Genomic DNA, 24,693 nt, shown 5'->3' on the forward strand with positions numbered 1-24,693 from the left:
CTCGCGCAGGGCGTGAGGACTCCAGGTGCGCGGCGACCGCCGGTCCCCTCCCGAAGGGGGACCGGCGGTCGCGGCCGGTCGGCGGGCCCGCCGACCGGGGGGTCAGCCGCGCACGACGGCCTCGAAGGCGTGCAGGTACGGGTTGACCGGGCGGACCTCGCGGACCTCCAGGCCGGCCTCGGTCATCAGCCGCACCATGCTCGCCTCGGAGTGCTTGGCGCCGCCGACGTTGAGCATCAGCATGAGGTCCATCGCGGTGGTGAACCGCATCGAGGGGCTGTCGTCGACGAGGTTCTCGACCACCACCACCCGGGCGCCCCGGGGGGCCGCCGCGACCACGTTCGCCAGGGTGCGGCGGGTGCTCGCGTCGTCCCACTCCAGGATGTTCTTGATGATGTAGAGGTCGGCGACCACCGGGATGTCCACCCGGCAGTCGCCGGGGACCAGCCGGGCCCGGTCGGCGAAGGCGCCGCCGTCACGCAGCCGGGGGTCGGCGCCGGCGACCACCTTGGGCAGGTCCAGCAGGGTGCCGTGGAGCGCCGGGTGCTTCTCCAGCAGGCTGGCGAGCACATGGCCCTGGCCGCCGCCGATGTCGACCACCGAGTCGATGCCGGTGAGGTCGAGGTAGCCGGCGAAGTCGGCGGCGGACTGCCGGCTGGAGGTGGTCATCGCCTTGTCGAAGACCTTGGCGGACTCGCCCCCCTCGCTGTGCAGGTAGTCGAAGAACTCCTTGCCGAACAGCTCGGGGAAGACGTTGCGGCCCGAGCGCACCGCCTCGTCCAGCTTCGGCCAGGCCTCCCACGTCCACGGCTCGGTGCACCAGAGGGAGATGTAGCGCAGGCTGTTCGGGGCGTCCTCGCGCAGCAGCCGGGACATCTCGGTGTGGGCGAAGCGGTCGCCGTCGAGCTCCTCGAAGATGCCGTAGCAGGTGAGGGCGCGCAGCAGGCGGCGCAGCTGCCGGGGCTCGGTGCCGAGGTCGGCGGCGAGGTCGGTGACGGTGGCGGGGGTGTCGCCGAGCGCGTCGGCGGCACCGAGCCGGGCGGCCGCGCGGACGGCGGCGGCGCAGGCGGCGCCGAAGACGAGCTCCCGCAGGCGCATGGCGGCCTGCGGGGTGGTGGCGGGTGCGGTGGTCATGGACCGTTTCTCTGCTTTCTGCGGGAGCGGGGCGGGGCTTCGGGGTGGGGTGGCGGGCGGACCGGTCGGCAGCGGAAGGTCAGCAGCGGCCGACCGGCTCGGAGACCGCGCACCGGTTGCGCTCGAAGGCGTTGTCGGTGCCGGTGTCGCGGTCGGCGAGGTCGGCTGGGCCGTTGCCGAGCACGAGGTTGTCGGCGACGGTGTTGCGGGCGTTGGCCACGCCGACCACGCTGTGGACGAGCACGATGCCGCCGGAGAACGGCGAGGCACCGACGTTGTCGCGGACGTCGTTCTCCGTCACCGCCGTCTCCTCGGCACCGGTGAGCACGATGCCGGCGCCCTGGATGTGGTCCAGCCGGGGGTTGGGCGGGCAGTAGCGGTTGTTGGCGACGACCTGGTTGCGGTGGACGGTGAGCGCGCCGGCCCGGGGCACGCCCTCGTCGCCGACGATGAAGACCCCGCCGCAGTTGCCGTGGATCCGGTTCCGCTCGATGCTCAGGTCGCGCAGCCGGCGCACGGTGACGCCGATCCGGTTGTCGGTGAGCACGTTGCCGGTGACCAGGGTGCCGTCGGCGGAGAGGGCGCCGCCCTCGCTGTCCACGGAGTTGGCGAGGAAGACGCCGGACTGGCCGTTGCGGGTGGACTCGTTGGCGGTGATCACGCCCCGGGTGGACCGCTCCTGGCTGATGCCCTGCTGCCCGTTGTCGTGGACGTAGGTGGCGCGGACGGTCAGGCCGGTGGTGCCGGTGGCGTTGATGCCGTTCTTGCGGAAGCCGGTGACGGCGAGCGCCTCGACGGTGACGCCGTCGAGCGGGCGGTCGTCGGCGCCGGCCACGCACAGGCCGTGGCCGGCGGTGGCGCAGGCCGCGGCACCGTCGGCGACGGGAGCGGCTGCCGCCTGACCGGTCGCCTGATCGGCCGTCGGGGCGGCCGGGAGGATCACGCTCTCCGGGCCGGCGCCGCGCAGGGTGAGGTCGGGCGTGCTGATCCGGACGCTGCCCCGGTACTCGCCGGGGAGCAGCTGCACGGTGTCGCCGGGGCGGGCGGCGTCGAGGGCCTTCTGGATCGACTCGCCGGGCGCGACCACGTGCAGTTCGCCGGAGGCGTGCGCGGGCGCGGCGCCGACGGCGGTGAGGACGGTGGTCAGGGCGGTCGTGGCGGCGGCGGTGGCCGCGGCGAGGTGATGGACCCGTCGCGTGGGCATGAGGTGACCTGCTTTCTGGCACGCCGCCGCGCGGGAGCCCCGACGCGCTCGTGGGGGCCATCGGCACGGTGACGCAAGGTGAGCGGAGGATGACGGCCGGTGGGTGTCGGCCGAATCGACGCTAGGGGGGCGCGGGTGCCGCCGCCACCAGGGTTGGGCTGCCGGACTGACGGACCGTCGGATCGGGAACGGCCGGGCCCTCCCGGTGCACCCGACCGGGTGGGAACGGCCGGGCGCGGGAATCCCGCCGGCCGCGTGCCATGCTCGGAGCCATGAGCACCGCCACCGCCGCGCCCGCCACGCCCGCCGTCCCGCACCCGTCGTCCCCGGCCGAGCACGGCCCCTCCGACCTCGGCCCCTCCGAGCACGGGCCCTCCGAGCACGGCCCCTCCGACCGCGACCGGGCGGTCCGCAACCCGATCGGCGCCCATGTCCCGGTGGCGGCCCGGGGCCTGGCCGGGACCGGCCTGGCCTACGCCCGCCGGGTGGGCGCCGAGTCGGTGCAGGTGTTCGTGGCGAACCCGCGCGGGTGGGCGACCCCGTCCGGCAACCCGGCGCAGGACGAGGAGTTCCGCGCCGCCTGCGCCGACCGGGCGATCCCCGCCTACGTCCACGCGCCCTACCTGATCAACTTCGGCTCCGACAACCCGGCCACCCGCGAGCACTCCGCCGCCTCGCTGCGCCACTCACTGCGGCGCGGCCACGCCATCGGCGCCCTGGGCGTGGTGCTGCACACCGGTTCGGCGGTCGGCACGGCAGCGGACGGCGGCTCGCGCCGGGCCGAGGCGATGGCGCAGGTCCGGGCGGACGTCCGCCCGCTGCTGGACGAGCTGGACGCGCTCGGCGACGACGCGCCGTGGCTGCTGCTGGAGCCGACCGCGGGACAGGGCCGTTCGCTCTGCTCGCGGATGGAGGACCTCGCCGCGTACCTGGACGCGCTGGACGGCCACCCGAGGGTCGGCGTCTGCCTGGACACCTGCCACGCCTTCGCGGCCGGCCACGACCTCGCGGCCCCGGGCGGCGTCCGCGCGACGCTGGACGCGCTGGTCGCGGCCGCCGGCCCGGACCGGCTGCGGCTGATCCACGCCAACGACTCCGAGGACGCCGTCGGCGCCCGCAAGGACCGGCACGCCAACATCGGCGACGGCCTGATCGGCGCCGAGCCGTTCCGCGAGCTGTTCGAGCACCCGGCGACCGCCGGGGTCCCGCTGATCGTCGAGACCCCGGACCGCAGGCACGGCGGCGACGGCACCGGCCACGCCCGGGACATCACCGCGCTCAAGGCACTGCGGACCGGCGCCGCCGTGCCCGCGTAGGCACGCCCGCGTGGCCGTCCCCGGGCTGCCGGTGCGCGGCCCCGGTGGCAGGCTGGAACGAGTCACGCGCCCCTAAGCGTGTCCGACACGCCTTAGGACGGGGGTCTCCCGATGAGCCCGACCCGGAAGTTGGCCGAGCTGCCGTGCGGACGCCGCAGCAAGTGGGTCGTCCTGGCCCTGTGGCTGGTGCTGCTGGTGGTGGCCGGCCCGCTGGCGGGCAAGCTCACCGACGCCCAGGACAACCAGGCCTCCAGCTGGCTGCCGAGCAACGCCGAGTCCACCCGGGTGCTGGACGAGCAGCGGGCGTTCCAGCCGGTGGACACCGCCCAGGCGGTGGTCGTCTACGTCCGGGACACCGGGATCACGCCCGCCGACAAGGTCGAGGCGGCCCGGGACGCCCAGGCCTTCGCCTCCGCCCCGCACGTGCTGGGCCGGGTGAACGGACCGGTGGAGTCGGCGGACGGCCAGGCGCTGCAGACCATCGTGCCGATCGACATCGGCACCGGCGGCTGGCAGGACCTGCGCCCGGCGGTGGACAGCCTGCGCGCCACCGCCGCCGCGGACAGCCTCGGGATGACCACCCACGTCACCGGCCCGGCCGGGGTCGGCGCCGACCAGGCGGAGGCCTTCGCCGGCATCGACTCCACCCTGCTCGCCGCCACCGTCAGCGTGGTGATCGTCCTGCTGCTGCTCACCTACCGCAGCCCCGTGCTGTGGATGCTGCCGCTGTTCTCGGCGGCCGGGGCGCTGGTGGTCGCGCAGGCCGTGATCTACCTGCTGGCCGAGCACGCCGGGCTGACCGTCAACGCGCAGAGCGCGGGCATCCTCATCGTGCTGGTGCTCGGCGCGGGGACGGACTACGCGCTGCTGCTCACCGCCCGCTACCGGGAGGAGCTGCGCCGGCACGAGGACCGGCACGAGGCGATGGCCTTCGCCCTGCACCGGGCCGGGCCGGCGATCCTGGCCTCCTCCGCGACCGTGGTCGTGTCGATGCTCTGCCTGCTGGTCGCCGAGATGAACTCGACCAGCGGACTGGGGCCGGTCTGCGCGATCGGCGTGCTGGTGGCCCTGCTGGCGATGCTGACCCTGCTGCCGGCGCTGCTGGTGATCGTCGGACGCTGGGTGTTCTGGCCGGTGCGGCCGGCCTTCGGGACGCCCGAGCCGACGCGGACCGGCCGCTGGGCGCACGTCGGGGCGTGGATCGGGCGCCGTCCGCGCAAGGTCTGGATCGGCACCGCACTGGCGCTGGCGGCCTGCTGCGTCGGCCTGGTCTCGCTGAACGCGACCGGTCTGAGCACGGCCGGCACCTTCACCGGCAAGCCGGACTCGGTGGTCGGCCAGGAGGTGCTGGAGGAGCACTTCCCGGGCGGAACCGGCGCGCCGCTGACGGTGGTCTCCGCCGCCGGCGAGGCCGGGGCGGTCAGCGCGGTGACCCGGCAGACGGCCGGGGTGGCTGGCACCACGGACCCGGTGACCCACGAGGGCCGGGCGATGTTCCAGGCGACGCTCACCGACCCGCCGGACAGCCAACCGGCCAAGGACACCGTGGACCGGCTGCGGAGCGCCGTGCACGCCGTGCCGAACGCCGACGCCCAGGTGGGCGGCTCGACGGCGGTGATCCTGGACGCGGGCCGGGCCGCGACCGCCGACAACCGGACGATCATCCCGCTGGTGCTGGGCGTGGTCCTGGTGATCCTGGCGCTGCTGCTGCGCGCGGTCACCGCCCCGCTGGTGCTGATCGGCACCGTCGTGCTCTCCTACGCCGCCGCGCTCGGCATCAGCGCGTTCTTCTTCGAGCACGTCTTCCACTTCGAGGGCCAGGACAACGCCTTCCCGCTGTTCGTCTTCGTCTTCCTGGTGGCCCTGGGCATCGACTACAACATCTTCCTGATGACCCGGGTCCGCGAGGAGTCCGCCCAGCACGGCACCCGGCACGGCGCGGTGGCCGGGCTGGCCGCCACCGGCGGGGTGATCACCTCGGCCGGCCTGATCCTGGCGAGCACCTTCGCCGTCCTGGGCACCCTCCCGGTCGTCGGCTTCGCCGAGATCGGCTTCGCGGTGGCCCTCGGCGTGCTGCTGGACACCCTCGTGGTGCGCTCCGTGCTGGTCACCGCGCTGACCCTGGACCTGGACCGCCGCATGTGGTGGCCGAGCGCGCTCTCCCGGCGGGCTCCGCCGCCGGAGCGCGAACGGGAGCCGGCCGGACAGCACTGAGGCGCGCGACGGGACGGGGCCCGCCGGACGCGCCGGCGGACCCCGTCCCGGGAGCCGATGTCAGAAGCAGCGGGTGAAGCCGTACCGGATGGTCCGCCAGGACACCCGGCCGTAGAGGCACCGGTTGGTGTTGAGGGCGTAGCTGGCGTATCCGCTCGCCAGGCTCAGCGTGGCCCCGACGATGATGCCCGGCAGACCCCCCACGAGGGCGCCGATCGCCCCCGCGACGATCCACCAGAAGCTCGCGACCGCGTTGGTGATCTGGCGGTCGAAGCGGATCCCGACGCCGTTCCAGTGCCACTCCAGCTTGACCCGCCACAGGCCCGACGGGTCCGCGTTGGTGACCGGGTTCTGGTCCGCGTAGTCGTAGGCGTTGGCGCTGCCGTACAGCACCGGGTCGGTCTGCAGGAAGCGGCCGCTCGCCGGGTGGTACAGCCGCGCGCCCATGAGGAGGTCGCCGGTCGGCGTCTCCGCCGAGCGCCGCGAGCCGCCCAGCCAGCCGTAGCGCACCGGCTGCTGGCCCGCCCTGGGCACCCCGAACTCGTCGAAGCCCAGCACCGCCGGGGCCGCCCCGGCGGCCGTCGGCAGCAGGACCGCGACGTCGCCGTGCAGGTTGGTCAGCGCCAGCACCGTGTCCCCGGAGGCCGAGGTCAGGGCGCCGAGCCCGCCGCCCGGCGCGAGGACGGAGCGGGTGACCGCGCCGGCCGTGTTCTCCACCGTCCAGCGCGGGTTGTCGGTGTCGTCGCCGTAGTGGTTGGTCCTGACGCCGGTCTGCGCCCACGTCCCGCCGTTCGCGGCCTCCGTGGTCCAGCCCCGCCGGCGCAGCTGCGGGTCCAGCGTCCAGGTCTGGCGCGCCGTGGCCGTCGTCTGCGTCTGCACCAGGTCGTTGGCGAAGTAGCCGTTGGTGACGCCGCCGGGCTGGGCGGTGGTCCGGCCGAAGGCGTCGTAGGCGTAGCCGGGGTCGACCAGGCGGTCGGCGCTGTCGTAGCCGGAGGTGGCCGAGGTACCGCCGGTGGTGGTGCAGTCGGCGCCGGGCGGGGCCGCGGTGCTGCTCCGGGCGGTCCGGTTGCTGTTGCGGTCGTAGCCGTACGTCCGGGTGGTGCACACGCCGTCGACCGTGTCGGTGGCCGTGACCAGCCGGCCGGCGCCGTCGTAGCCGAGGGTCTGCGCGGAGGTCCGGCCCGCGTTTCCGGTGTGGCCGGTCCACTGGCCCTGGGCGGTGACCGCCACCGTGTCGGTCATCACGGCCGTGCCGTCGCTGTCGCGGGTGTACGTCAGCGTGGTCGCCGCCCCGGTGGGGTCGGTGACCTGGCGGGCGGTGTAGCCGCCGGGCAGGCCCTGCGCGTCGGCGGCGCCGTCGGCGTTGTAGTGGGCCGTGAAGGTCCCGGCGACCGAGTCGGCCACCGAGGTGGCGAGGCCGCGCGGCTCGGCCGCGGTGTCGTAGGTGTAGGTGGTGGTGGACGGCACGCTGTCGGTGACGGCGGTCGGCCGGTTCAGGGCGTCGAAGGCGGTGCGGGTGACCCCGCCGTCGGCGTCGGTGTAGCTGATCTGACGGCCCAGCCGGTCGAACTGGCGGGTGACCGTGCCCGCGCCGGAGGTGCCGGTGGTCGCGGCCCGGCCGGTGGCCGGGTCGTACCCGGTGGTGACGGCGGGGACGGCGGCGCCGGTGCCGCCGGTCACGGTGACGGTCGTGGGCCGGCCCGCCGCGTCGTGCTCGCGGACCGTGGTCCGGGTGACGCCGTTGGCCGTGTCGAGCTGCTTGGTGAGTTCTCCGTAGAGACCGTACTCGCTGGTCCTGGTGGCGAGTTGGGACGGGTTCTGGCCGCCGCCGGTGATGCCGCCGGCCGGACCGGTGGTGCAGACCGCGTCGGCCCACTCCGGCCTTCCGCCGCAGGGGCCGGTGCCGTCGCCGGTGTAGTAGGTGGTGACGGTGGCCCCGGCGTCGGTCCCGGTGGACGCCGGCAGGGTGGTCCGGACGACCTGGCCCTGGGCGTCGTACGCGGTGGTCTTCGTCAGGTCGAGCCCGCCCGCGTCCTGGGTGGTGCTGACCGCCCGGCCCCGGGCCCAGTCGTACCCGGTGCGGGTGGTGCGGGCGTCGGCGAACAGCGCGGGGTGGGAGCGCGGTTGGGCGCCCACGGTGGTCGCGGTGACCTGGTTGCGGGTCACCGCCGTGCCGTCGGTGGGCCGTCCCGCGTCGTACTCGCGGACGGTGCGGGTGCGGGCCGCGATCTGGTTGCCCGCCAGGGCCACGGTCGTGGCGCCGTCCGTCAGCGCGGCGGCCAGGGCGGTGCGGCGCAGCGGGTCGAGCGTCTCGGTCTCCCTGGTGCCGTCCGGGCTGTAGACGTGCTCGGTGGAGAGCAGCCGGGCCCGTTCGGCGCTCCCGGCGCCGATGATGCCGAGCTCGGTCAGCACCGCCCGGTCGGCGGGGGTGGCGCCGAGGGCCAGCTGCCGGTTGCCGGCCGTCAGCTGCCGGACGGCGTTGCCGAACCGGTCGTACTCGGTGGCGGCGATGGTGCCGCCGGGCTGGGCGGAGTCGACCGTCCGGCCGGAGGCGTCGAGGTAGGTGACGGTCGCCCGGGTGTAGGCGCCGGCGGGCAGGGCCCGGCCGTCGCTCGACGCCGGCACCTGGTCGGCGGGGAACACCGCGGTGGCGTCGGTCGGGTTGTCGCGCTGGCCCCAGCCGGCGGTGGCGTCCGCCCCGAGGTCGTAGGGCGCTCCGGTGCCGGTCACCGGGACGCCGTAGACCAGGGTGGTGGTCGCGGTGCCGTCGGTCCGGTCCGCGCTGCCGGGGGCGAGGGTCGGGCGGGAGACGGAGAGCAGCATGCCGTCGCCGGCCGCCGCCGAGCCGCCGGCCCGGCCGTAGGCGAAGGTCCAGGGGAGCTCGCCGGGCGGGGTGAGCCCGACCACGCGCCCCGCCCCGTCGTAGGCGTAGGCGGTCTTCAGGGCGGGGCTGATCCGCGGGTCCCAGGTCTCCCGGAGGCGGCCCAGGTCGTCGTAGGCGTAGCGGGCGACGTCGACGGCGGTGCCGGTGGCGGCCCCCGGCGCGGTCGCCCGGAGCCGGATCGCCGAGACCTGGCCGGCGTAGTCGCCGAACGCCGCGGCGGTCGCGGTGGTGGCCGGCGCGTAGACGAACTCCAGGACGCGGCAGCCGCGGGTGTCGGGGGCGGCCTCGCACGCGCCGAGGGTCACCGCGCTGCTCGCCGCGATGATCCGCCGGGGGCGGGCGAGGGTGGCGCCGTCGGGGCCGGTGACGGCCTCGGAGACGACCTCGGTGGTGGAGTTCGCCAGGCCGTCGGAGAGCGAGGTGGTCACCGTCCAGACCGTCGCGGCGGGGGTGACCTTGGCGAAGGTGGTGACGGTGCCGTCGGTGCCGGTCAGGGTGAAGGTGCCGGCGAAGCCGCCGGTCAGGGTGAGGTCCTCGGAGCCGGGTTCGGGCACCCAGCCGGTCCCCGCCGCGTCGGCCGTGAAGCGGATCCCGGTGCCGGACCTGGTGGCCACGTCGACCGAGGTGTCGGAGGTGCGGCGGACCGCCGTGTAGGTCGGGTTGGTGCGGGTGGCGACCGTGCCGGACACCCACTCCTTGCCGAAGATCGCGACCTGGCCGTCCTGCCGGGCCCCGGCGTCCGGCACCCGGGATCCGGCGGTGCGGGTGACCGCCATGTCGAAGACCGACACGTCCGTGCCGCTCAGACCGAGGTTGCCGGTGAGCAGGTTCACCGAGCCGGGGCCGACCGCGGTCGACGCGGCGACCTCGGCGGTCCGGTCGACCACCACCTTGACGGTGTCCGAGGCGGCCGCGGCCGCGTTCGGCCCGGTGAAGTCGGCCCGGACCTGGACCGCCCCGTCCGGGGTGACGGTGTCCGTCGCGGTCCACACCAGCGGGCGGCCGACCCCGCCGGTCAGCGGCTGCGGCCAGGCCGCGACCGGCTGCCCGGCGTCGGTGACGGCGCCCGGCGGGATCGGCGCCCAGGCGTCGGCGTCGGAGCGGCGCCAGGAGAAGGTGACGGCGTCGAACCGGCCGCCGTCGGCCTCCGCGGACAGCGGGAGCCGGGCCGGGACGCGCCGGCCGTCGTCGATGCCGACGAGGCCGCCGGCGCCGGCGTGGAAGGTGTACGTGAACGGCTCGGACCGGTTGTCGGCCTGGTCGACCGCCCGCACCTGGAGCGTGTTGGTGCCGCCCCTGGCGGGCGTGACCTGCAGCGGGACCGGTGTGGCGGCGCCGTTGGTCGCCACCCTGGTCCACGCGGCGCCGTCGAGCGACCACTCGATCCACCGCTGGTCGGCGGCGGGCGGGGTGACCGTGAAGACGCCGGGCTGGCCCGCGCCCTTGACCCAGCCGGTCGCCGGGTAGTCGGTCGAGGTGACCGACACCGGGGCCGACGGCGCGCTCGTGTCGACGGTGAACCGCTTCCAGGGCGACCAGCCGAGGTTGTAGTGGGTCCCGTCGTACGGGTTCGAGCGGAAGCGGTAGGTGCGGCCGTTGACGAGCAGGCCGGCCGGCACGGCGACCGACACCGCCTGGCCGCTGGCCCCGTACGGCGAGACCAGGAGGTTCCCGACCTGGGTGTCGGTGGTGTCCTCGAAGATCTGGAAGGTGCCGTCGACCCGGTCGTTGTTCAGGTCGGTGAAGGTGTCGCGCAGCGTCGGCGTGGTGGTGTTCACGACGTAGCCGCCGTCGGCCGGGAAGAACGGCGGTCCGGCCTGGAGGTCGGTGCCGGTCCTGGGTCGGTAGTTGTAGGTGACCGAGAGCCTGGGGATCTGCGCGGCGGCGGCGTTGCCGGAGTAGAAGCGCTTCCACCCTGCCGTGCTGCCCTCGTTGGCGGCCCGGATGCCGAGCCCCTGGACGGCGGTCGAGGGCTGCCCCGCCCAGTACTGCAGCAGGGAGGTCACGTCGGCGTTGACGTACCCGCCGTTGGAGCAGTTCTGGCCCTTGGTCTCGGTGGAGGTGGCGTACCGCTGGTACCAGGTGGGCTGCGCGGTCCACCGGCTGGTGGTCTTGCCGGTCCCGCTGTCCCACACCTCCCAGGCGGCGGGCGCCTGGCAGTTCCAGGAGTGGTAGTTGAACAGCGACAGGGTCGCGCGGGAGACCAGGGCGTCCTTGATCGGCGCCATGTCCCAGCTGATGAAGGAGCGCGCGACGCGCGGCTTGGTGTTGGGGCCCGGGTCCGCGTAGTCGCCCGGCCAGCCGATCTTCAGGTCGGTCGAGGCGGACTCGTCGACCGTGTCGCCCTGCTGGACGAAGGTGTCGAAGACGTCGGAGAGCACCGTGTCGGACGGGTCGACGGTGACCGGGTAGCGCGTCGCCGGGTCCGCCAGGAACGCGGCGTCGGGGCTGAGCCGCAGTTCGATGTCGTCGCCGGACTGGGTGACGGCGAGGCCGACCGGCGCCCTGCGGGTGTGCTCCAGCGAGCGCTCGTCGACGGTGGCGTCCCACATGACCGGGGCCGGCATGGTGCTGAGCCGGCGGCCGGTCGCGCGCTCGCTGAACTCCACCGAGCCGTCCGGCTGTTGGGTCGCGGTGACGCCCGGCGCCCGGATCGGCAGGACGAAGGTCGCGTCCTCGGCGGGGCGGCGCTTGAGCAGCAGCGACTGCTCGTACCCCGTCCGGGTGGCGTCGATGACCAGGTCCGCGCCGGGGAGCACGTCCGGGTAGGTCGCCCGGGAGCCGTCGGTCTGCGGTTGGGGCAGGCCGCCCTTCCAGCGCAGCGACACGCTCCGGTCGCCCGCGGAGAGCGTGATCAGGTCCCGCGCCGGGGCGTTCACCGCCCCGGCGAACGACTGGGCCCGGCCGCCCTGCGCCGGGGCCAGGGTCAGCCCGCGCGGGTGCGCCTTGGAGGCCACCGAGCCGTCCGGCTGGCGCCCGAACGAGACGTCGACGTCCACCCAGTCGGCGCCGCGCCGGAAGCGGACGGGCCCGGCGGCCGTGTCGGTGGTCAGCGTGCCGTCGGGGTTGGCCCAGGTCGTCGCGGTCTCGCTGCGCGCGTCCAGCACCTCGACCCGGCTGCCGCCCAGCTTCGCGGCGAGCAGCGCCGACGCGGTGTCGGCGACCGCGGCGACGGTCTGCCGGGGCGCCTGCGGGCCCGGCTTCGGTTTCGGCTTCGGCGGCCCTGCGGCGGCGCCCTGCGCCCCCGTCAACAGGCTCGCCCCGAGTGCCGCCGCCACCACGGTGGCCGTCCACCCGTGCCGTTTTCCGCGCTTCACCCGCCGCGCGCGGAGCATGCGTGCAGACATGTCCCACCCCCCGTTCCGGGGCGACCGGACGGCCGCCACCCGGGCGATCGTATGGACATGTCAGAAACGCCAACCAGCCTCCCTCCGGACATTCCCCGACCGCCGCCCTCCGCCCCACCCGTCCACCCGCGCCCCCGCAACCGGCCCCGGGCGCCCCACGCCCACCGCCAGGCCCGATCGCCCCGCCGCACACCACCTCCCGGCGGCCTCCCGATGGCGCGGAACCGCCCCCGACCGGCCGGCCCGCGCCGCGCCGGATCACGCCGGGGCCGGGCGGAACCGGGCGAGTTGTCCAGGCAAGTTCGTGCGTTCAAGGAGGAGTTGGCCAGACAGCTTTAAGTTACCGATGCGTTCATATTGTCATCGTTCACTGTCTGGACGAACGTGGTCCGGTCTCGCTTCACTGCGGGCATGCCAACTCCCTCCGCGCGCCTCGCCGCCGTCTGCACGGCCGCCGCCGCCCTGCTCGTCCCGCTCGCCGCCACGCCGGGCGCCCACGCCGCCCCCGCCGGGAGCGCCTCGGCCGCGCCGCCCAGTGTTCCGGCGCTCAAGGTGCTGACGTACAACGTCTTCCTGATGAGCAAGAACCTCTACCCCAACTGGGGCCAGGACCACCGCGCCAAGGCGATCCCCGCCGCCGAGGTCTTCCAGGGCCAGGACGTCGTGGTGCTCCAGGAGGCCTTCGACAACGCCGCCTCCGACGCGCTGGTCGCCCAGGCCTCGGCCGCGTACCCCTACCACACCCCGGTGGTCGGCCGGTCGACCAGCGGCTGGGACGCCACCTCCGGCAGCTTCAGCTCCACCACCCCCGAGGACGGCGGCGTCACGCTGCTCAGCAAGTGGCCGATCCTGCGCAAGGAGCAGTACGTCTTCAAGGACGCCTGCGGCTCGGACTGGTGGTCGAACAAGGGCTTCGTCTACGCCGTGCTGAACGTCAACGGCCTGCGCACGCACGTGATCGGCACCCACCTGCAGTCCACCGACACCGGCTGCTCGGCGGGCCAGCCGGCGGCGGTCCGGGCCGCCCAGCTCAAGGCGATGAAGGCGTTCGTCGACGCCAAGAACATCCCGGCCGCCGAGCCGATCGTGCTCGCCGGCGACCTCAACATCGACTCGCACGGCGGCGAGTACCCCGCGCTGCTGGCCAACGCGGGCGTGGCGCCGGCCACCACCCGCGACGGCTGGGTCAACTCCTTCGACACCGCGGACAACTCGATCGCCGCCTACCGCTACCCCGGCGAGCCGAAGGAGGACCTCGACTACGTCCTCTACCGGGCCGACCACGCGCGCCCGGCGACCTACGCCAACACGGTGGTCCGCTTCCACAGCACGCCGTGGACGGTGAGCAGTTGGGGCACCAGCTACACCTACAACGACCTGTCCGACCACTACCCGGTGACGGCGGGCTGAGCGCACTCCGCCGGGTCGGGGCGTTCGCGGGCGGTTCGCCGGGTCAGCCGGTCCCGGTGAACCGCCGGTAGGCGGCGGCGAGCGCGGCGTCCAGCGGGCGGCCGCGGGAGGTGACGCCGGAGGGGCCCAACTCGTCCAAGGCGGTGACGGCCCCGCCCTCCGGGCGGTCGTCCCGGCCAGCCTGGCCGGCCCGGTCGTCCTGGCCGTCCTGGTCGGCCCGGCCGGGGACCGAGCCCTGCCAGAAGGCGTCGAGCAGTTCGGTCAGCGGTCGTTCGTCAGGGGCGGACACGGGCTCACTCCCCGATCGCGTCGGCGGACAGGGTCAACAGCTCGCGCAGCCGGTCGGCGGGCAGCTCGGCCAGCCACTGCTCGCCGTCGCCGACCGCCGCCTCGGCCAGGGTCCGCTTGGCGGCGAGGAGTTCACCGATCCGCTCCTCGACGGTGCCGGCGCAGACCAGCCGGCGCACCTGGACGGCCCGGCGCTGGCCGATCCGGTGCGCGCGGTCGGTGGCCTGGTCCTCGACCGCCGGGTTCCACCAGCGGTCCAGGTGGACCACCTGGTTGGCGGCGGTCAGGTTGAGGCCGGTGCCGCCCGCCTTCAGCGACAGCAGGAACACCCGCGGCCCGTCCGGCGACTGGAACCGCTCGACCATCTCCTCGCGCCGTCCGCGCGGCACCCCGCCGTGCAGGTAGAGCACCTCCTCGCCCAGGGTCCGCCGCAGGTAGGGCCGGAGCATGGCGCCGAACTCCGCGTACTGGGTGAAGACCAGCGCCCGGTCGCCCTCGGCCAGCGCCTCCGCCAGCAGCTCGACCAGCCGCGTCACCTTGCCCGAGCGCCCGGCCACCGCCGTGCCGTCGTGCAGGAGTTGGGCCGGATGGTTGCACACCTGCTTGAGCCGGCCGATCGCCGCCAGCACCGCGCCCTTGCGCTCCACCCCGCGCAGCCCGCCCAGCCGCTCCAGCAGATCGGCCACCACCGCCCGGTAGAGCCCGGCCTGCTCCGCCGTCAGGGCGCAGCGGACGGTGAACTCCTGCTTGGCGGGCAGGTCCCGGACGATCAGCGGGTCGTCCTTGCGGCGGCGCAGCAGGAACGGGCCGGTGACCCGGCGCAGCCGGGCCGCCGCGTCCGCGCTGCCGGCCTGCTCCAGCGGGATCGCGAACCGCTCCCGGAAGGACTCCGGGCTGCCGAACAGGCCCGGGTTGGCGAAGTCCAGGACGGCGTGCAGATCGGCCAGCCGGTTCTCCACCGGGGTGCCGGTGAGCGCGATCCGCGGGCCGGAGCGCAGGGAGCGCAGCGCCCGGGACTGCCGGGTCGACCGGTTCTTGACGTGCTGGGCCTCGTCGGCGACGATCCGCCGCCAGTGGACGCCGCGCAGTTCGGCGGCGTCCCGCTGGACCAGGCCGTAGGTGGTGATGACGAGGTCGGCCGCGGGGTCGGGGGCGGCGCGGTCGGCGCCGTGGTGGACGTGCACCCGCAGGCCGGGTGCGAACCGGGCGGCCTCGCGCTGCCAGGTGCCGACCATCGACATCGGGCAGACCAGCAGCACCGGCCCGCGCGCGCCGCGCTCCTGCTCCAGGGCGAGCAGGGCGAGGGTCTGCACCGTCTTGCCGAGGCCCATGTCGTCGGCCAGCACGGCGCCGAGGCCCAGCCGTCCGAGCGCGTCCAGCCAGGCCAGCCCCCGCCGCTGGTACGGGCGGAGGGTGCCGGTGAAGCCGTCGGGCAGTCGCGGGACGCGGTCGGCGGGGACCGGGCGGCCGGCCAGCAGGTCGCCGATCGGGCCGGTGGCGTGCACGGCGGCGACCGGCAGCCCGTCCACCGCGGCGCCGTCCTCCACGGCCAGCCGCAGCAGCTCGACCGGCTCCATGACGCCGGTGCCGTGGTCGGCCAGGAAGCGTACGGCGGCGGCGAGTTGGGCCTGGTCGACCTCGACCCAGCGGCCGCGCAGCCGGATCAGCCCCTGCTGGGCGGCGGCGAGGTCGGCGAGCTCCTCCTCGGTGAGGGTGTCCCCGCCGAGGGCGAGGCGCCACTCGAAGGCCAGCACGGCGTCCCGGTCGACCTGCGCGCCGCGCGCCACGGCGGACGGGTCGCCGGCCGGGGTGCCCGCCGTCAGGACCAGGCCGAGCCGGGGGCGGCGCTGCCACCAGGCGGGCAGCAGGACGCCGAAGCCGGCGCGGGTCAGCGCGGGCGCGCCCTCGCGCAGGAATCGCAGGGCGCCCGCCCGGTCGAGCCGGGCCTCGGTGGGGAAGGTGCCCGCGAGCGGGACGCGCAGGCCCGGGTCCACCCGCAGGGCACGGGCCAGCTCGGCCCGGTAGGCCTCGGCCGGGTCGCCCGCCCCGGCGGGCACGGCGCGGGCCAGCGCCTGGGAGGCGGGGTCGGCGCCGGCGCCCGGCCGCACGGCGGCTGCGGGGACCACCAGGGAGGGGCGGGCGGCGGCGCGGACCAGCAGGTCGAGCCGCCAGGTCTCGGCGGACACGCCGCCGCCGGGGTCGTCCTCGTCGGGGCCGAGCGGCTCGGTGAGGCGGAAGTCCAGCCGCAGCGGCGCGTCGGGCGGGCGGGCGGCCTGCCAGGCGGCCAGCCCCTCGGAGAGCCCGGCGGGCGGGGCCTGGGCGAGCCGGCCGTCCGGGCCGTACAGGGCGGCGAGGAAGGCGTCGGCCGGCGGGTCGAGGTCCGCGAGGGCGACCCGGGCCTCCTGGTCGACGAGGGCGTCGAGCAGATCGGCGACCAGGGCCCCGGCGGAGGGTCCGCCGGTGGCGGGCACCCCGGTGGAGGGTCCGCCCGAGGGGTGCCCGCCCGAGGGGTGCTCCGCGCGGCAGACCGGCGGGCAGCCGGCGACCAGCGCGGCCGCCTCCCGGCGCGCCGGGCCGTCCGGGGCGGGCCGCCAGCGCGCGTACCACTCCCCCGCCTCCTCGACCGGCACCGGCAGCAGCCGCCCGCGCCCGACCAGCCGCCAGGCGAGGTCGTGCACGGCGGCCAGCCAGCGCACCGAGGCGCCGTACGCCAGCTCGGCCGGGGTGCCGTCGGGCAGCTGGACGGTCGCCCCCGGCCAGTGCGGGTCGTGCAGCGCGCCGAGCAGCTGGGCGGCCTGCGCGCGGTCGAAGAGCAGCGCGGGCACCCGCCAGGGGCTCAGCCCCGCCGGGCGCGACACGGCGCCGGTCGGCAGGTCGGGGGACGGCGTCGGCCGGCCGCCGAGGGTCGGCAGCAGCAGCCCCGTCCACCGCTCGGCGGCCTGCTCGGCCAGCCAGCCCAGGCCCGGCCCGACCGCCCCCAGCAGCCGCGCCACCTCCCCGGCGGGGCAGGCGAACGGGTGCGCCGTCCCGCCCCGCTCCCCCCGGGCGGGCGCGTCCCCCCGGTACACCGCCGCGTCCTCCGCCCAGACGGCGAGCCGGCCGTCGGCCCGCCAGAGCGCGTGCAGGGCGTACATCGGTGGGCGGCACCTCTCCGGACGGGGGCGGAAGCAGAACGGGTTTCCCACCCTAGCCCGCACCGCCGACAGCACCGCCGGCCCGCCGGGACCCCGCGGATCACCCCGCGGATCCCCCCGTCCTCGTACCGCCGTCGAGTGGGGCACGCGGTGCGGGCGGGTAGGAGACTGGCAGGGGGCGTCGGACGGACGGCGGAAGGAGCGGACCATGCTCGTCGAGCGGCTCCGCCGGGCCATCAACGACCACGACCTGGACGGCTTCGCCGCCTGCTTCTCCCCCGGGTACGACAGCCGGCAACCCGCCCACCCGGCCCGCGCGTTCACCGGCCGCGAGCAGGTCCGGAGGAACTGGGGCCGGTTCTTCGAGGACGTCCCGGACCTGCGGGCGGAGCTGCTGGCCCACGCCCGCGCGGACGCCGTGGAGTGGGGCGAGTGGCACTGGCACGGCACCCGCCGGGACGGCACCGGATTCGACATGCGGGGCACGACGGTGTTCGGCGTCCAGGACGGCCTGATCCGCTGGGGCCGGCTGTACATGGAGGAGACCGAACGGGACGGCACCGACATCGACCGGACCGTCCGGCGCCTGGCCCGCGGATGACTCGGATGGATGGGTCCGGCGGGCGGGGCGCCGGATTTGCTCCTACGTTGCGGTGCGAGGGGGCTTCCTGAACGAGAGGTGTCGACTGCCATGGCGGGAAAGTTCGAGCTCTACCGCTGATTTGATCAGCAGTCACTACTGGACTCGATCTTTCAACGTTCTTGCAGGTCAGAGGCCATCATGCTGAGTGAGTGAACGTCATGCTTCACCGTCGTTCGCTCGCCTTCTTCGCCGTGATGTCCCCCCTGTGTCCCCATCTCGGACTCAACTGACTGCTTTGACTGGGTCGCCGGCGGCGTACCTGCCCGTGGTGTCGAATCAGGAAGGGCGGCCAGGAAAGTCACCTCCCGACGCAAAACGGCTTCGCCCCTCATCGTGAGGGGCGAAGCCGTCCACACGGCCAGCGTCCAGCTCAGGTGATCAGCCCGAGCCTCCGCAGCTCTCCCATCCAGATCTCCTCGTCGGTCCCCAGCCGGTTGAACGGGGTGCTGCGCGCCAGCTTGTAGAAGCCGGTGGACGGCGCCCCATCGCCCTTCAGCACCACGACGGCCGACAGAAGCGGGCCACCGTCCGGGCTGTGCAGCCGCGAGCAGTCATCGAGGAGCAGCCGCATCGGGCCCTCGTGAGCCGGGACGGCGTGTCCGCGCTCCGCGAGCAGTTCGCTCAGGTGAGAGTAGTACAGCGGGCTGTACTTCGTCCGGCCGACCCAATCGCGCAGGATCTCCAGCATGTCGTCGCGTGCTGCCTCGTACTCCGCGTCACCGCGCCGCATCAGACCTCCACCGTGTTCGCCACGACTCTTGCCAGCCCGTCTCACACTACCGACGGACCAGAGCACTAGGTCGTGTTTTAGAAGGCGTCGAAGGTGTGCCTGGTTGGCCGCCCTGGGAAGTTTCGGGCGGCCAGCCAGAGGATGAGGTCGCGCGCGATCGTGCCGATGCTGGTCTCGGTGATCACGTCGTGTTCGCGGCGGCTCGCGTCGCGGCGGACGATCTCGTATCCGCCCTCGTCGAGGACGGTGACCGAGACGTACCAGACGGGGTCGTCCTCGTCGGGTTGGATGACGACGAACGTGTTGTCGGTGTCGTTGAGGTCGTCGACCAGCATGAAGATGGCGTCTTCGGACGGGTCGTCGATGTGGTCGCCGTTCTCGCTGTCGGCGCAGTAGTAGTCAGCGGCCACCGGTCTCTCCCCTTGTGTGACGCCCCGCTCCGGGCTCGCGGCCAGCATGGCACGGGAGCCCGACACCTCCGGTCTCACAGCCACTGGTTGATCGCGGCGACGAGGACGGCCGCCTCGAATCGGACGGCGAGTTTGTCGAACCGGGTGGGTGCGCCACGAGGCGCCATGAAGTCGAGTGAGGTGAGAGACCTTCACCGCCGGGTTGTCGCAGCAACCCGGCTGAAGCTGAGGGCAGTCCGTCTCGGGGGATGCCGAGGCGGACGGTAAGCAGCCCTGACAACGTCGGGACGGACTGGCACTGCCAGACGGTTCGGGTCCGGCAAGCGAGACGGGAAGGTGTACGCGAGGAACCAGTGCCTGACGCCCCGTAATTACGACACCGGCTCCAACCTGGCGGATCTGGGCCGGATGCAGTGCACGACTGCCGGTGGGCTGGTGGTCGACTCCGAAGCCGAATCTACCTATCGGTGGGGAGGCCACACCGAATGTCTGCGGCGTAGGCGTGGCGATGCTGCCGGGGTAGAGCTGGGCACCTCACCCGTCGATCGACTCCGTGGTGAACGTGGGAACTGTCCACGGTCGCCCTCCGCACCGGGCCTCCAGTCCGGCCGAGGGCAGGCCCATCGCCGGCTGGCGGCCGTCGGACAGGACGGAGGCTCCGTAGTACTCGGAGGTCGGGGTGCGACACGAGGTCGCACGAGATGAGTGAACTTCGCTGAAGGAGGTTCGGCAGATGCCGAAGGTGTAGTTACGGATCAGTGTTCGAGGATCTGTCCCCGGGCCTGACGTGCGTCGCTGGTAATGGCGGGGTGCGGAGCTCAGGTCTCCAGGCCCAAGGGCTCCCGTTCCATCCGGGAGCTACAGGTCACGGGGAAGGCCGACAGGGTGAACAACCGTGAACCCCTGATGATGCCTCGTCATCGGAAGCCTCGCAGATGGGTTGCTACAGCGGGGTCAAGGACTGGTCGCTGGAAGCGGCAGGCGCCGACCGGAAGACTCGAAGCCGGTCGGGAGAACACCGTCGTCCTCGGGGTATAGGGGGCACCCGACCCGGCCGCACCTCACTCGTGCGGAACGTGACAACCCCGTTGGAGTCCGGGGCGCGAAAGCGTCCTCGGCAAGCCGACCGCAAGGAAGGCCCGATCCTCCAGCGGGAGCAGGATGGCCCAAGAAGCCAATGCCGACCGCCGAAAGGCAACGGGAAACCGAGGCATCATGGCCGGCTCCTCCGCCGGTCGCCTCGCATAACCGGTCGGATACGGGCGGATGCCCGGACCCGAAAGGGTGCTGACGTGGGCCAGGTGAGCCTGTGCGGAGACGAAGAGGAAGACACCGGAACCGATGGACAAGTTGGACGCCATGACGAACACGCGGGCGCACGCCCGTGTGGAGGTGATGGCGAACGGACCGGAGGACAACGTCTCCGGCTGGCACGAGATCGACTGGCGTGCCGTCGAGGACGAAGTACGGCGTCTGAGGCAGAGGATCTTCACGGCATCGCAGGCAGGCGACCTCAAACGGGTTCGCAACCTGCAGAAACTGATGCTCCGCTCCCGGGCCAACACGCTCTTGAGCGTGCGGCGCGTGACGGAGGTCAACGCTGGTCGCAAGACCCCGGGGGTGGACGGGCGAACGGCGCTACTGCCCCAGTCGAAGGCCGAGTTGGCCAACTGGGCACAGTATCGCTCCTCGGTCTGGAAGCCCCTGCCGGTCAAGCGAGTGTACATTCCGAAGGCAGGCGGCAAGAAGCGCCCACTGGGCATCCCCGTGATCGCCGACCGGGTCCTCCAAGCGCGGGTCGTCAACGCGCTGGAACCGGAGTGGGAGGCACGGTTCGAGCCGAAGTCGTACGGCTTCCGGCCCGGCCGCGGCTGTCAGGACGCGATCTCCGCCATCTACCTGACGCTGAAGGGCAAGAACCCCCAGCGGATGTGGGTACTGGACGCGGACCTGAGAGCGGCGTTCGACCGCATCAACCACGAGCACCTTCTCGCCCAACTCGGCACGTTCCCCGCCAGGGAACTGGTCCGGCGCTGGCTGAAGGCGGGAGTGGTCGATCGAGATCGATTCGCCCCGACAGAGGAGGGCACCCCGCAAGGCGGGGTGGTCAGCCCTCTGCTGCTGAACATCGCCCTGCACGGATTGGAAGAGGCCGCCGGAGTCCGCTACCGAAAGCTCGGCACGCACGCCGCCGAGTCGGTGGAGGGCGCCCCGGCACTGATCAGATACGCCGACGATCTCGTCGCGCTCTGTCACAGCCGTGATGAAGCCGAGCGGGTCAAGGCGAAGCTCGCCGTCTGGCTGGCCCCCAGGGGGCTGGTGATCAACGAGGACAAGACGCGCATCATCCACGCTGACTCCGGCTTCGACTTCCTGGGATTCAACGTCCGCCGCTACGACGGAAAGCTGCTGATCAAACCGAGTCCGGCGGCCCTGAGACGGATCCGGGAACGGCTACGCACGGAGATGTGGGCCCTGCGCGGGGCCAACGTCAGTGCGGTGCTGCACAAGATCGACCCGATCGTGCGCGGCTGGTCGGCCTACTACCGGACGGTGGTCTCCAGCAACGCGTTCACCGCTCTGGACGACTACATGTGGAAGCTCACCTACAAGTGGGCCAAGCACGGCCACCAGAACAAGTCGAGGAACTGGATCGTCAATCGGTACTTCGGCCAGTTCAACCCGTCCAGCAAGAACCGCTGGGTGTTCGGCGACCGGGAGACCGGCGCCCACCTGCGGAAGTTCTCCTGGACGAAGATCGTTCGACACCAGATGGTCGCGGGCACCTCGTCTCCGGACGACCCGGCCCTGACCGAGTACTGGGCCAAGAGGCGGCGCAAAGGGACACCCTCGCCACTGGACACGTTCGGACTGCGGCAGTTGACGCTGCAAGACGGCCGCTGTCCGCTGTGTCGGGAGTTACTGCTGCACGCCGACCACCAACCGCAGAGCCCACCTGAGTGGGAACAGTGGATGGCGGTCGTCCGGCGGGCGATGACGAAGCAGTACATCGTCATCTCGCCGGAACAGGGCAAGTCGAACGTGGTCCTCCGTCTCGTGCATACATCCTGCCGCCGTCGGCGCTCTGCCGAGATCGCCGCAGGCCCAGCACCTCTGCATGCCGGCGAGCCTTCAGGGCTTGCTTGAGCCGGATGCGGGGACGACTCGCACGTCCGGTTCTTAGGGGGCGGGGACGCAGTAATGCGTCCCCGCTACCCGACAGAGCCGGCCACATGGGGAAGGGGGCCAGCAAGTCGGCAGTAAGGACGCTGGAATGTCAGGAGGTTGTCGCCGGTGAACACCGACGAACTGGAGTCCGCCCTGTTCGGGGCGGAGCTGCGGGTACTGAAGATCCAGGCCAAGCTGCACCGTTGGGCAAACGATGATCCTCATCGCAGGTTCGACGATCTGTTCAACCTCGTGACCGACCCCGCCTTCCTTCTGATGGCGTGGGGTCGGGTCCGGGGGAACAAGGGCGCCCGCACGGCCGGAGTGGACGGGAAAACCGCACGCTCCGTCGAGGCCGGGCAGGGAGTCGAGGTCTTCCTCGACGGGCTGCGGTCTCAGCTGAGAGACGGCAGCTTCCGACCGGTTCCGGTACGCGAGCGGATGATCCCGAAGGCGAACGGCAAGCTCCGTCGTCTCGGCATTCCGACCGTGGCGGACCGGGTGGTCCAGGCGTCCTTGAAGCTGGTGCTGGAGCCGGTGTTCGAAGCGGACTTCCTTCCGTACTCGTACGGATTCCGCCCGAACCGCCGGGCTCAGGACGCTGTCGCCGAGACCCGCTACCTCACCAGTCACTCCTACGAGTGGGTGGTGGAGGGCGACATCACGGCATGTTTCGACGAGATCTCGCACACGGCCCTGATGAACCGGGTCCGGGATCGGATCGGGGACAAGCGGATCCTGGCCCTGGTGAAGGCGTTCCTCAAGTCCGGGATCCTGTCCCGGGACGGAACCCTCACCGACACCCGCACCGGAACCCCGCAGGGCGGGATCCTCTCGCCCCTGCTGGCCAACATTGCACTCTCGGTCCTGGACGAACACATCGCCCAGGCCCCCGGAGGATCAAGCAGTACCTCCGAGGAACGGCGCCGCAGACGACGGCGAGGACTGCCCAACTACCGGCTGGTTCGGTACGCGGACGACTTCCTCGTGCTCGTCTCCGGCAGCCGTGAGCGCGCCGAGGAACTGCGAGAGGTCGTCGCAGAGGTGTTGAAGCCGATGGGCCTTCGCCTGTCGGTGGAGAAGACGAGGATCACCCACATCGACGAGGGCTTCGACTTCCTTGGGTGGCGCATCCAGCGCCACCGGAAGCGGGGCACGGACCGGCAGTACATCTACACCTACCCGGCGCGGAAGTCGTTGCGTTCCGTGACGGCCAAGGTGAAGGAGCTGACCGGCCGACAGAACGTCGGCCTGCCGCTGACGGCCCTGCTGCACCGGCTGAACCAGGTGCTGCGGGGCTGGTGCGCGTACTTCCGTCCAGGGGTTTCGAACGTCGCCTTCTGCTACCTCGGCCACTACACGTGGATGCGGGTAGTTCGATGGATACGGCGCAAGCACCCCGGGATCACATGGAAGCAGCTCCGCCGCCGCTTCTGCGACGGCGGCTGGTGGCCCACCACGGAGGAGGGAGAACTGTTCAATCCGGCGAAGGTAAGCACGACCCGATACCGATACCGGGGAACGATCATCCCGAGCCCGTGGCCCGCTGCGGCATGAGTATCTCAACGACACCGAACGGGGCTTGTGGAGAGCCCGGTGCCCGGAGACGGGCACGCCGGGTTCGGGAGGCGGCTCGGGGAAACCCACTGGTGGAGACACCAGCAGGGCGCCCCGAGTCGACCTCACCCACCGCCCGGTGCTGCTTCAGCCGGTTGATGCCGCACTCGACGGCGTGACGGGCCTTGTAGTCCTCGCGGTCGAAACGCGGTGGACGTCCGCCGCTCGCGCCCCGCCGCTTGCGGTTGCGGATCTGGTCGGCCGGCTCCGGGATGGTGCACCGGATACCGCGTCTACGCAGGTAGGCTCGGTTGGCCTTGGACGAGTACGCCTTGTCCCCGCGTACCCGAAGCGGGCGGGTGCGGGGTCGGCCCGGGCCGGTTCTGGGCACCCGGATCGCTTCGAGCACCGCCTCGAACTGCGGAGAGTCGCCGCGCTGGCCGGCTGTGACGAGCAAGGACAGCGGCCTTTGGAGTTGCTCGCACGCCAGATGGATCTTGGTAGTGAAGCCGCCCCTCGACCGGCCCAGTCCGTGGTCCGCAGGCTCCTCGCCCACGCCGCCCGGCGGTTCCTTCTGCGCGGCCCCGTCCCGCCGGGCGCCCGCGGCGTGTTGGTGGGCCCGGCAGATCGTGGAGTCGACGTTCACCTCCCAGACGATCATCCCTGCCGCATCGGCCCTCGCCTGCAGAGCGGCCAGGATCTGTTGCCAGACACCTTGTCGTTGCCAGCGACGGAACAACCCGTAGATCGTCTGCCAGGGACCGTACTCCGGCGGAACGTCCCGCCATGGAGCGCCAGTCCGCACTCGCCACCGAACCCCGTCGACCAGCCTGCGGCGCGACCTCGCCGGACGCCCCACGCCAGCAACCGGCAACAACGGCTCCAGCGCAGCCCACTGGTCATCCGACAGATCCCCACGCCCCATCCGATGAGCCTGCCATCAGGACGGATGACCTTCCAAAACACGGCCTAGCTGTACTGACCACGGAGGTTGGTGACAGGGCTCACGGCGTGGTGATCTTGAAATGAGTGAGGGCCTTCTGGCCAGGTGTGGATTGCGACATCTGCACCTACAGCCAGAAAGGCCCTCATGCCACACCGTAACGCACCGCTGACCGAGACCGGACGCCTGCGCCTGGCCCGCTGCGTGGTCGAGGACGGCTGGCCACTGCGGCGGGCCGCCGAGCGCTTCCAGGTCTCGCCGACCACGGCCAAGCGCTGGGCCGACCGCTACCGCACGCTCGGCGAGGCCGG

Annotated in this window: 15 protein-coding genes; 7 read left to right on the top strand and 8 right to left on the bottom strand. The window is 73.1% G+C overall.

What is annotated here, in order from left to right; translation table 11 throughout:
* Positions 1-102: 102 nt before the first annotated feature.
* Both ACFVFS_RS36115 and ACFVFS_RS36120 read right to left on the bottom strand, forming a co-directional pair.
* A complete protein-coding gene (locus tag ACFVFS_RS36115) occupies positions 103-1,134 on the bottom strand; it encodes a methyltransferase (RefSeq protein ID WP_380629182.1) in 1,032 nt (343 codons plus the stop codon).
* Positions 1,135-1,213: 79 nt separating this feature from the next.
* Positions 1,214-2,338 (bottom strand): nitrous oxide reductase family maturation protein NosD, encoded by a 1,125-nt coding sequence (locus tag ACFVFS_RS36120; RefSeq protein ID WP_380629183.1) that lies wholly within the window; start codon positions 2,336-2,338, stop codon positions 1,214-1,216.
* Positions 2,339-2,610: 272 nt separating this feature from the next.
* Between ACFVFS_RS36120 and ACFVFS_RS36125 the strand changes: the two genes are divergently transcribed.
* Together ACFVFS_RS36125 and ACFVFS_RS36130 are read left to right on the top strand one after the other, a co-directional pair.
* Positions 2,611-3,654: a deoxyribonuclease IV gene (locus ACFVFS_RS36125; protein WP_380629184.1), complete on the top strand. Its 1,044-nt coding sequence runs from the start codon at positions 2,611-2,613 to the stop codon at positions 3,652-3,654.
* Between the two features lie 111 nt (positions 3,655-3,765).
* Entirely contained in the window at positions 3,766-5,868 is a 2,103-nt protein-coding gene (locus ACFVFS_RS36130; RefSeq protein WP_380629185.1) for an MMPL family transporter, read from the top strand.
* Positions 5,869-5,928: 60 nt separating this feature from the next.
* Here the strand turns inward: ACFVFS_RS36130 and ACFVFS_RS36135 are convergent, their stop codons facing one another.
* A complete protein-coding gene (locus ACFVFS_RS36135) occupies positions 5,929-12,099 on the bottom strand; it encodes a DNRLRE domain-containing protein (RefSeq protein WP_380629186.1) in 6,171 nt (2,056 codons plus the stop codon).
* Between the two features lie 411 nt (positions 12,100-12,510).
* Here ACFVFS_RS36135 and sph point away from each other — a divergent pair, with 411 nt between their 5' ends.
* A complete protein-coding gene (gene sph, locus ACFVFS_RS36140; RefSeq protein WP_380629187.1) occupies positions 12,511-13,509 on the top strand; it encodes a sphingomyelin phosphodiesterase in 999 nt (332 codons plus the stop codon).
* A gap of 43 nt (positions 13,510-13,552) precedes the next feature.
* On the opposite strand, the gene ACFVFS_RS36145 is transcribed toward sph, so the two are convergent.
* Both ACFVFS_RS36145 and ACFVFS_RS36150 read right to left on the bottom strand, forming a co-directional pair.
* The gene (locus ACFVFS_RS36145; RefSeq protein WP_380629188.1) at positions 13,553-13,798 is read right to left on the bottom strand and encodes a hypothetical protein; all 246 of its coding nucleotides are present in this window, start codon (positions 13,796-13,798) and stop codon (positions 13,553-13,555) included.
* Between the two features lie 4 nt (positions 13,799-13,802).
* On the bottom strand, positions 13,803-16,931 hold the full coding sequence (locus ACFVFS_RS36150) for an SNF2-related protein (RefSeq protein WP_380629189.1): 3,129 nt from the start codon (positions 16,929-16,931) through the stop codon (positions 13,803-13,805).
* Between the two features lie 208 nt (positions 16,932-17,139).
* Here ACFVFS_RS36150 and ACFVFS_RS36155 point away from each other — a divergent pair, with 208 nt between their 5' ends.
* Entirely contained in the window at positions 17,140-17,532 is a 393-nt protein-coding gene (locus tag ACFVFS_RS36155; RefSeq protein ID WP_380629190.1) for a nuclear transport factor 2 family protein, read from the top strand.
* Between the two features lie 412 nt (positions 17,533-17,944).
* On the opposite strand, the gene ACFVFS_RS36160 is transcribed toward ACFVFS_RS36155, so the two are convergent.
* Positions 17,945-18,304, bottom strand: a complete 360-nt coding sequence (locus ACFVFS_RS36160) for a hypothetical protein (RefSeq protein WP_380629191.1) — start codon at positions 18,302-18,304, stop codon at positions 17,945-17,947.
* 77 nt (positions 18,305-18,381) lie between these two features.
* Positions 18,382-18,762, bottom strand: coding sequence for a hypothetical protein (locus tag ACFVFS_RS36165; protein ID WP_380629195.1), 381 nt, complete (start codon positions 18,760-18,762; stop codon positions 18,382-18,384).
* Positions 18,763-20,055: 1,293 nt separating this feature from the next.
* Here ACFVFS_RS36165 and ltrA (ACFVFS_RS36170) point away from each other — a divergent pair.
* Positions 20,056-21,861: a group II intron reverse transcriptase/maturase gene (gene ltrA / locus ACFVFS_RS36170; protein WP_380629192.1), complete on the top strand. Its 1,806-nt coding sequence runs from the start codon at positions 20,056-20,058 to the stop codon at positions 21,859-21,861.
* Between the two features lie 147 nt (positions 21,862-22,008).
* Positions 22,009-23,439 (top strand): group II intron reverse transcriptase/maturase, encoded by a 1,431-nt coding sequence (gene ltrA / locus ACFVFS_RS36175; protein WP_380629193.1) that lies wholly within the window; start codon positions 22,009-22,011, stop codon positions 23,437-23,439.
* On the opposite strand, the gene ACFVFS_RS36180 is transcribed toward ltrA (ACFVFS_RS36175), so the two are convergent.
* On the bottom strand, positions 23,408-24,364 hold the full coding sequence (locus ACFVFS_RS36180; RefSeq protein ID WP_380629194.1) for an IS5 family transposase: 957 nt from the start codon (positions 24,362-24,364) through the stop codon (positions 23,408-23,410). The two genes, ltrA (ACFVFS_RS36175) and ACFVFS_RS36180, sit on opposite strands and share 32 nt — an antisense overlap.
* 165 nt (positions 24,365-24,529) lie before the next feature.
* Here ACFVFS_RS36180 and ACFVFS_RS36185 point away from each other — a divergent pair.
* Positions 24,530-24,693 (top strand): helix-turn-helix domain-containing protein (locus ACFVFS_RS36185; RefSeq protein WP_380629196.1); only part of this gene is annotated, 164 nt, incomplete at its 3' end.

The sequence above is a fragment of the Kitasatospora sp. NPDC057692 genome (genome assembly GCF_042799475.1).
GTDB lineage: Bacteria > Actinomycetota > Actinomycetes > Streptomycetales > Streptomycetaceae > Kitasatospora.

Bases quoted from the DNA above. Each gene is read 5' to 3' on its own strand.
- ACFVFS_RS36115 (WP_380629182.1), bottom strand. From the start codon at position 1,134: ATGACCACCGCACCCGCCACCACCCCGCAGGCCGCCATGCGCCTGCGG.
- ACFVFS_RS36120 (WP_380629183.1), bottom strand. From the start codon at position 2,338: ATGCCCACGCGACGGGTCCATCACCTCGCCGCGGCCACCGCCGCCGCC.
- ACFVFS_RS36125 (WP_380629184.1), top strand. From the start codon at position 2,611: ATGAGCACCGCCACCGCCGCGCCCGCCACGCCCGCCGTCCCGCACCCG.
- ACFVFS_RS36130 (WP_380629185.1), top strand. From the start codon at position 3,766: ATGAGCCCGACCCGGAAGTTGGCCGAGCTGCCGTGCGGACGCCGCAGC.
- ACFVFS_RS36135 (WP_380629186.1), bottom strand. From the start codon at position 12,099: ATGTCTGCACGCATGCTCCGCGCGCGGCGGGTGAAGCGCGGAAAACGG.
- sph (WP_380629187.1), top strand. From the start codon at position 12,511: ATGCCAACTCCCTCCGCGCGCCTCGCCGCCGTCTGCACGGCCGCCGCC.
- ACFVFS_RS36150 (WP_380629189.1), bottom strand. From the start codon at position 16,931: ATGTACGCCCTGCACGCGCTCTGGCGGGCCGACGGCCGGCTCGCCGTC.
- ACFVFS_RS36155 (WP_380629190.1), top strand. From the start codon at position 17,140: ATGCTCGTCGAGCGGCTCCGCCGGGCCATCAACGACCACGACCTGGAC.
- ACFVFS_RS36160 (WP_380629191.1), bottom strand. From the start codon at position 18,304: ATGCGGCGCGGTGACGCGGAGTACGAGGCAGCACGCGACGACATGCTG.
- ACFVFS_RS36165 (WP_380629195.1), bottom strand. From the start codon at position 18,762: ATGCTGGCCGCGAGCCCGGAGCGGGGCGTCACACAAGGGGAGAGACCG.
- ltrA (WP_380629192.1), top strand. From the start codon at position 20,056: ATGGACAAGTTGGACGCCATGACGAACACGCGGGCGCACGCCCGTGTG.
- ACFVFS_RS36180 (WP_380629194.1), bottom strand. From the start codon at position 24,364: ATGGGGCGTGGGGATCTGTCGGATGACCAGTGGGCTGCGCTGGAGCCG.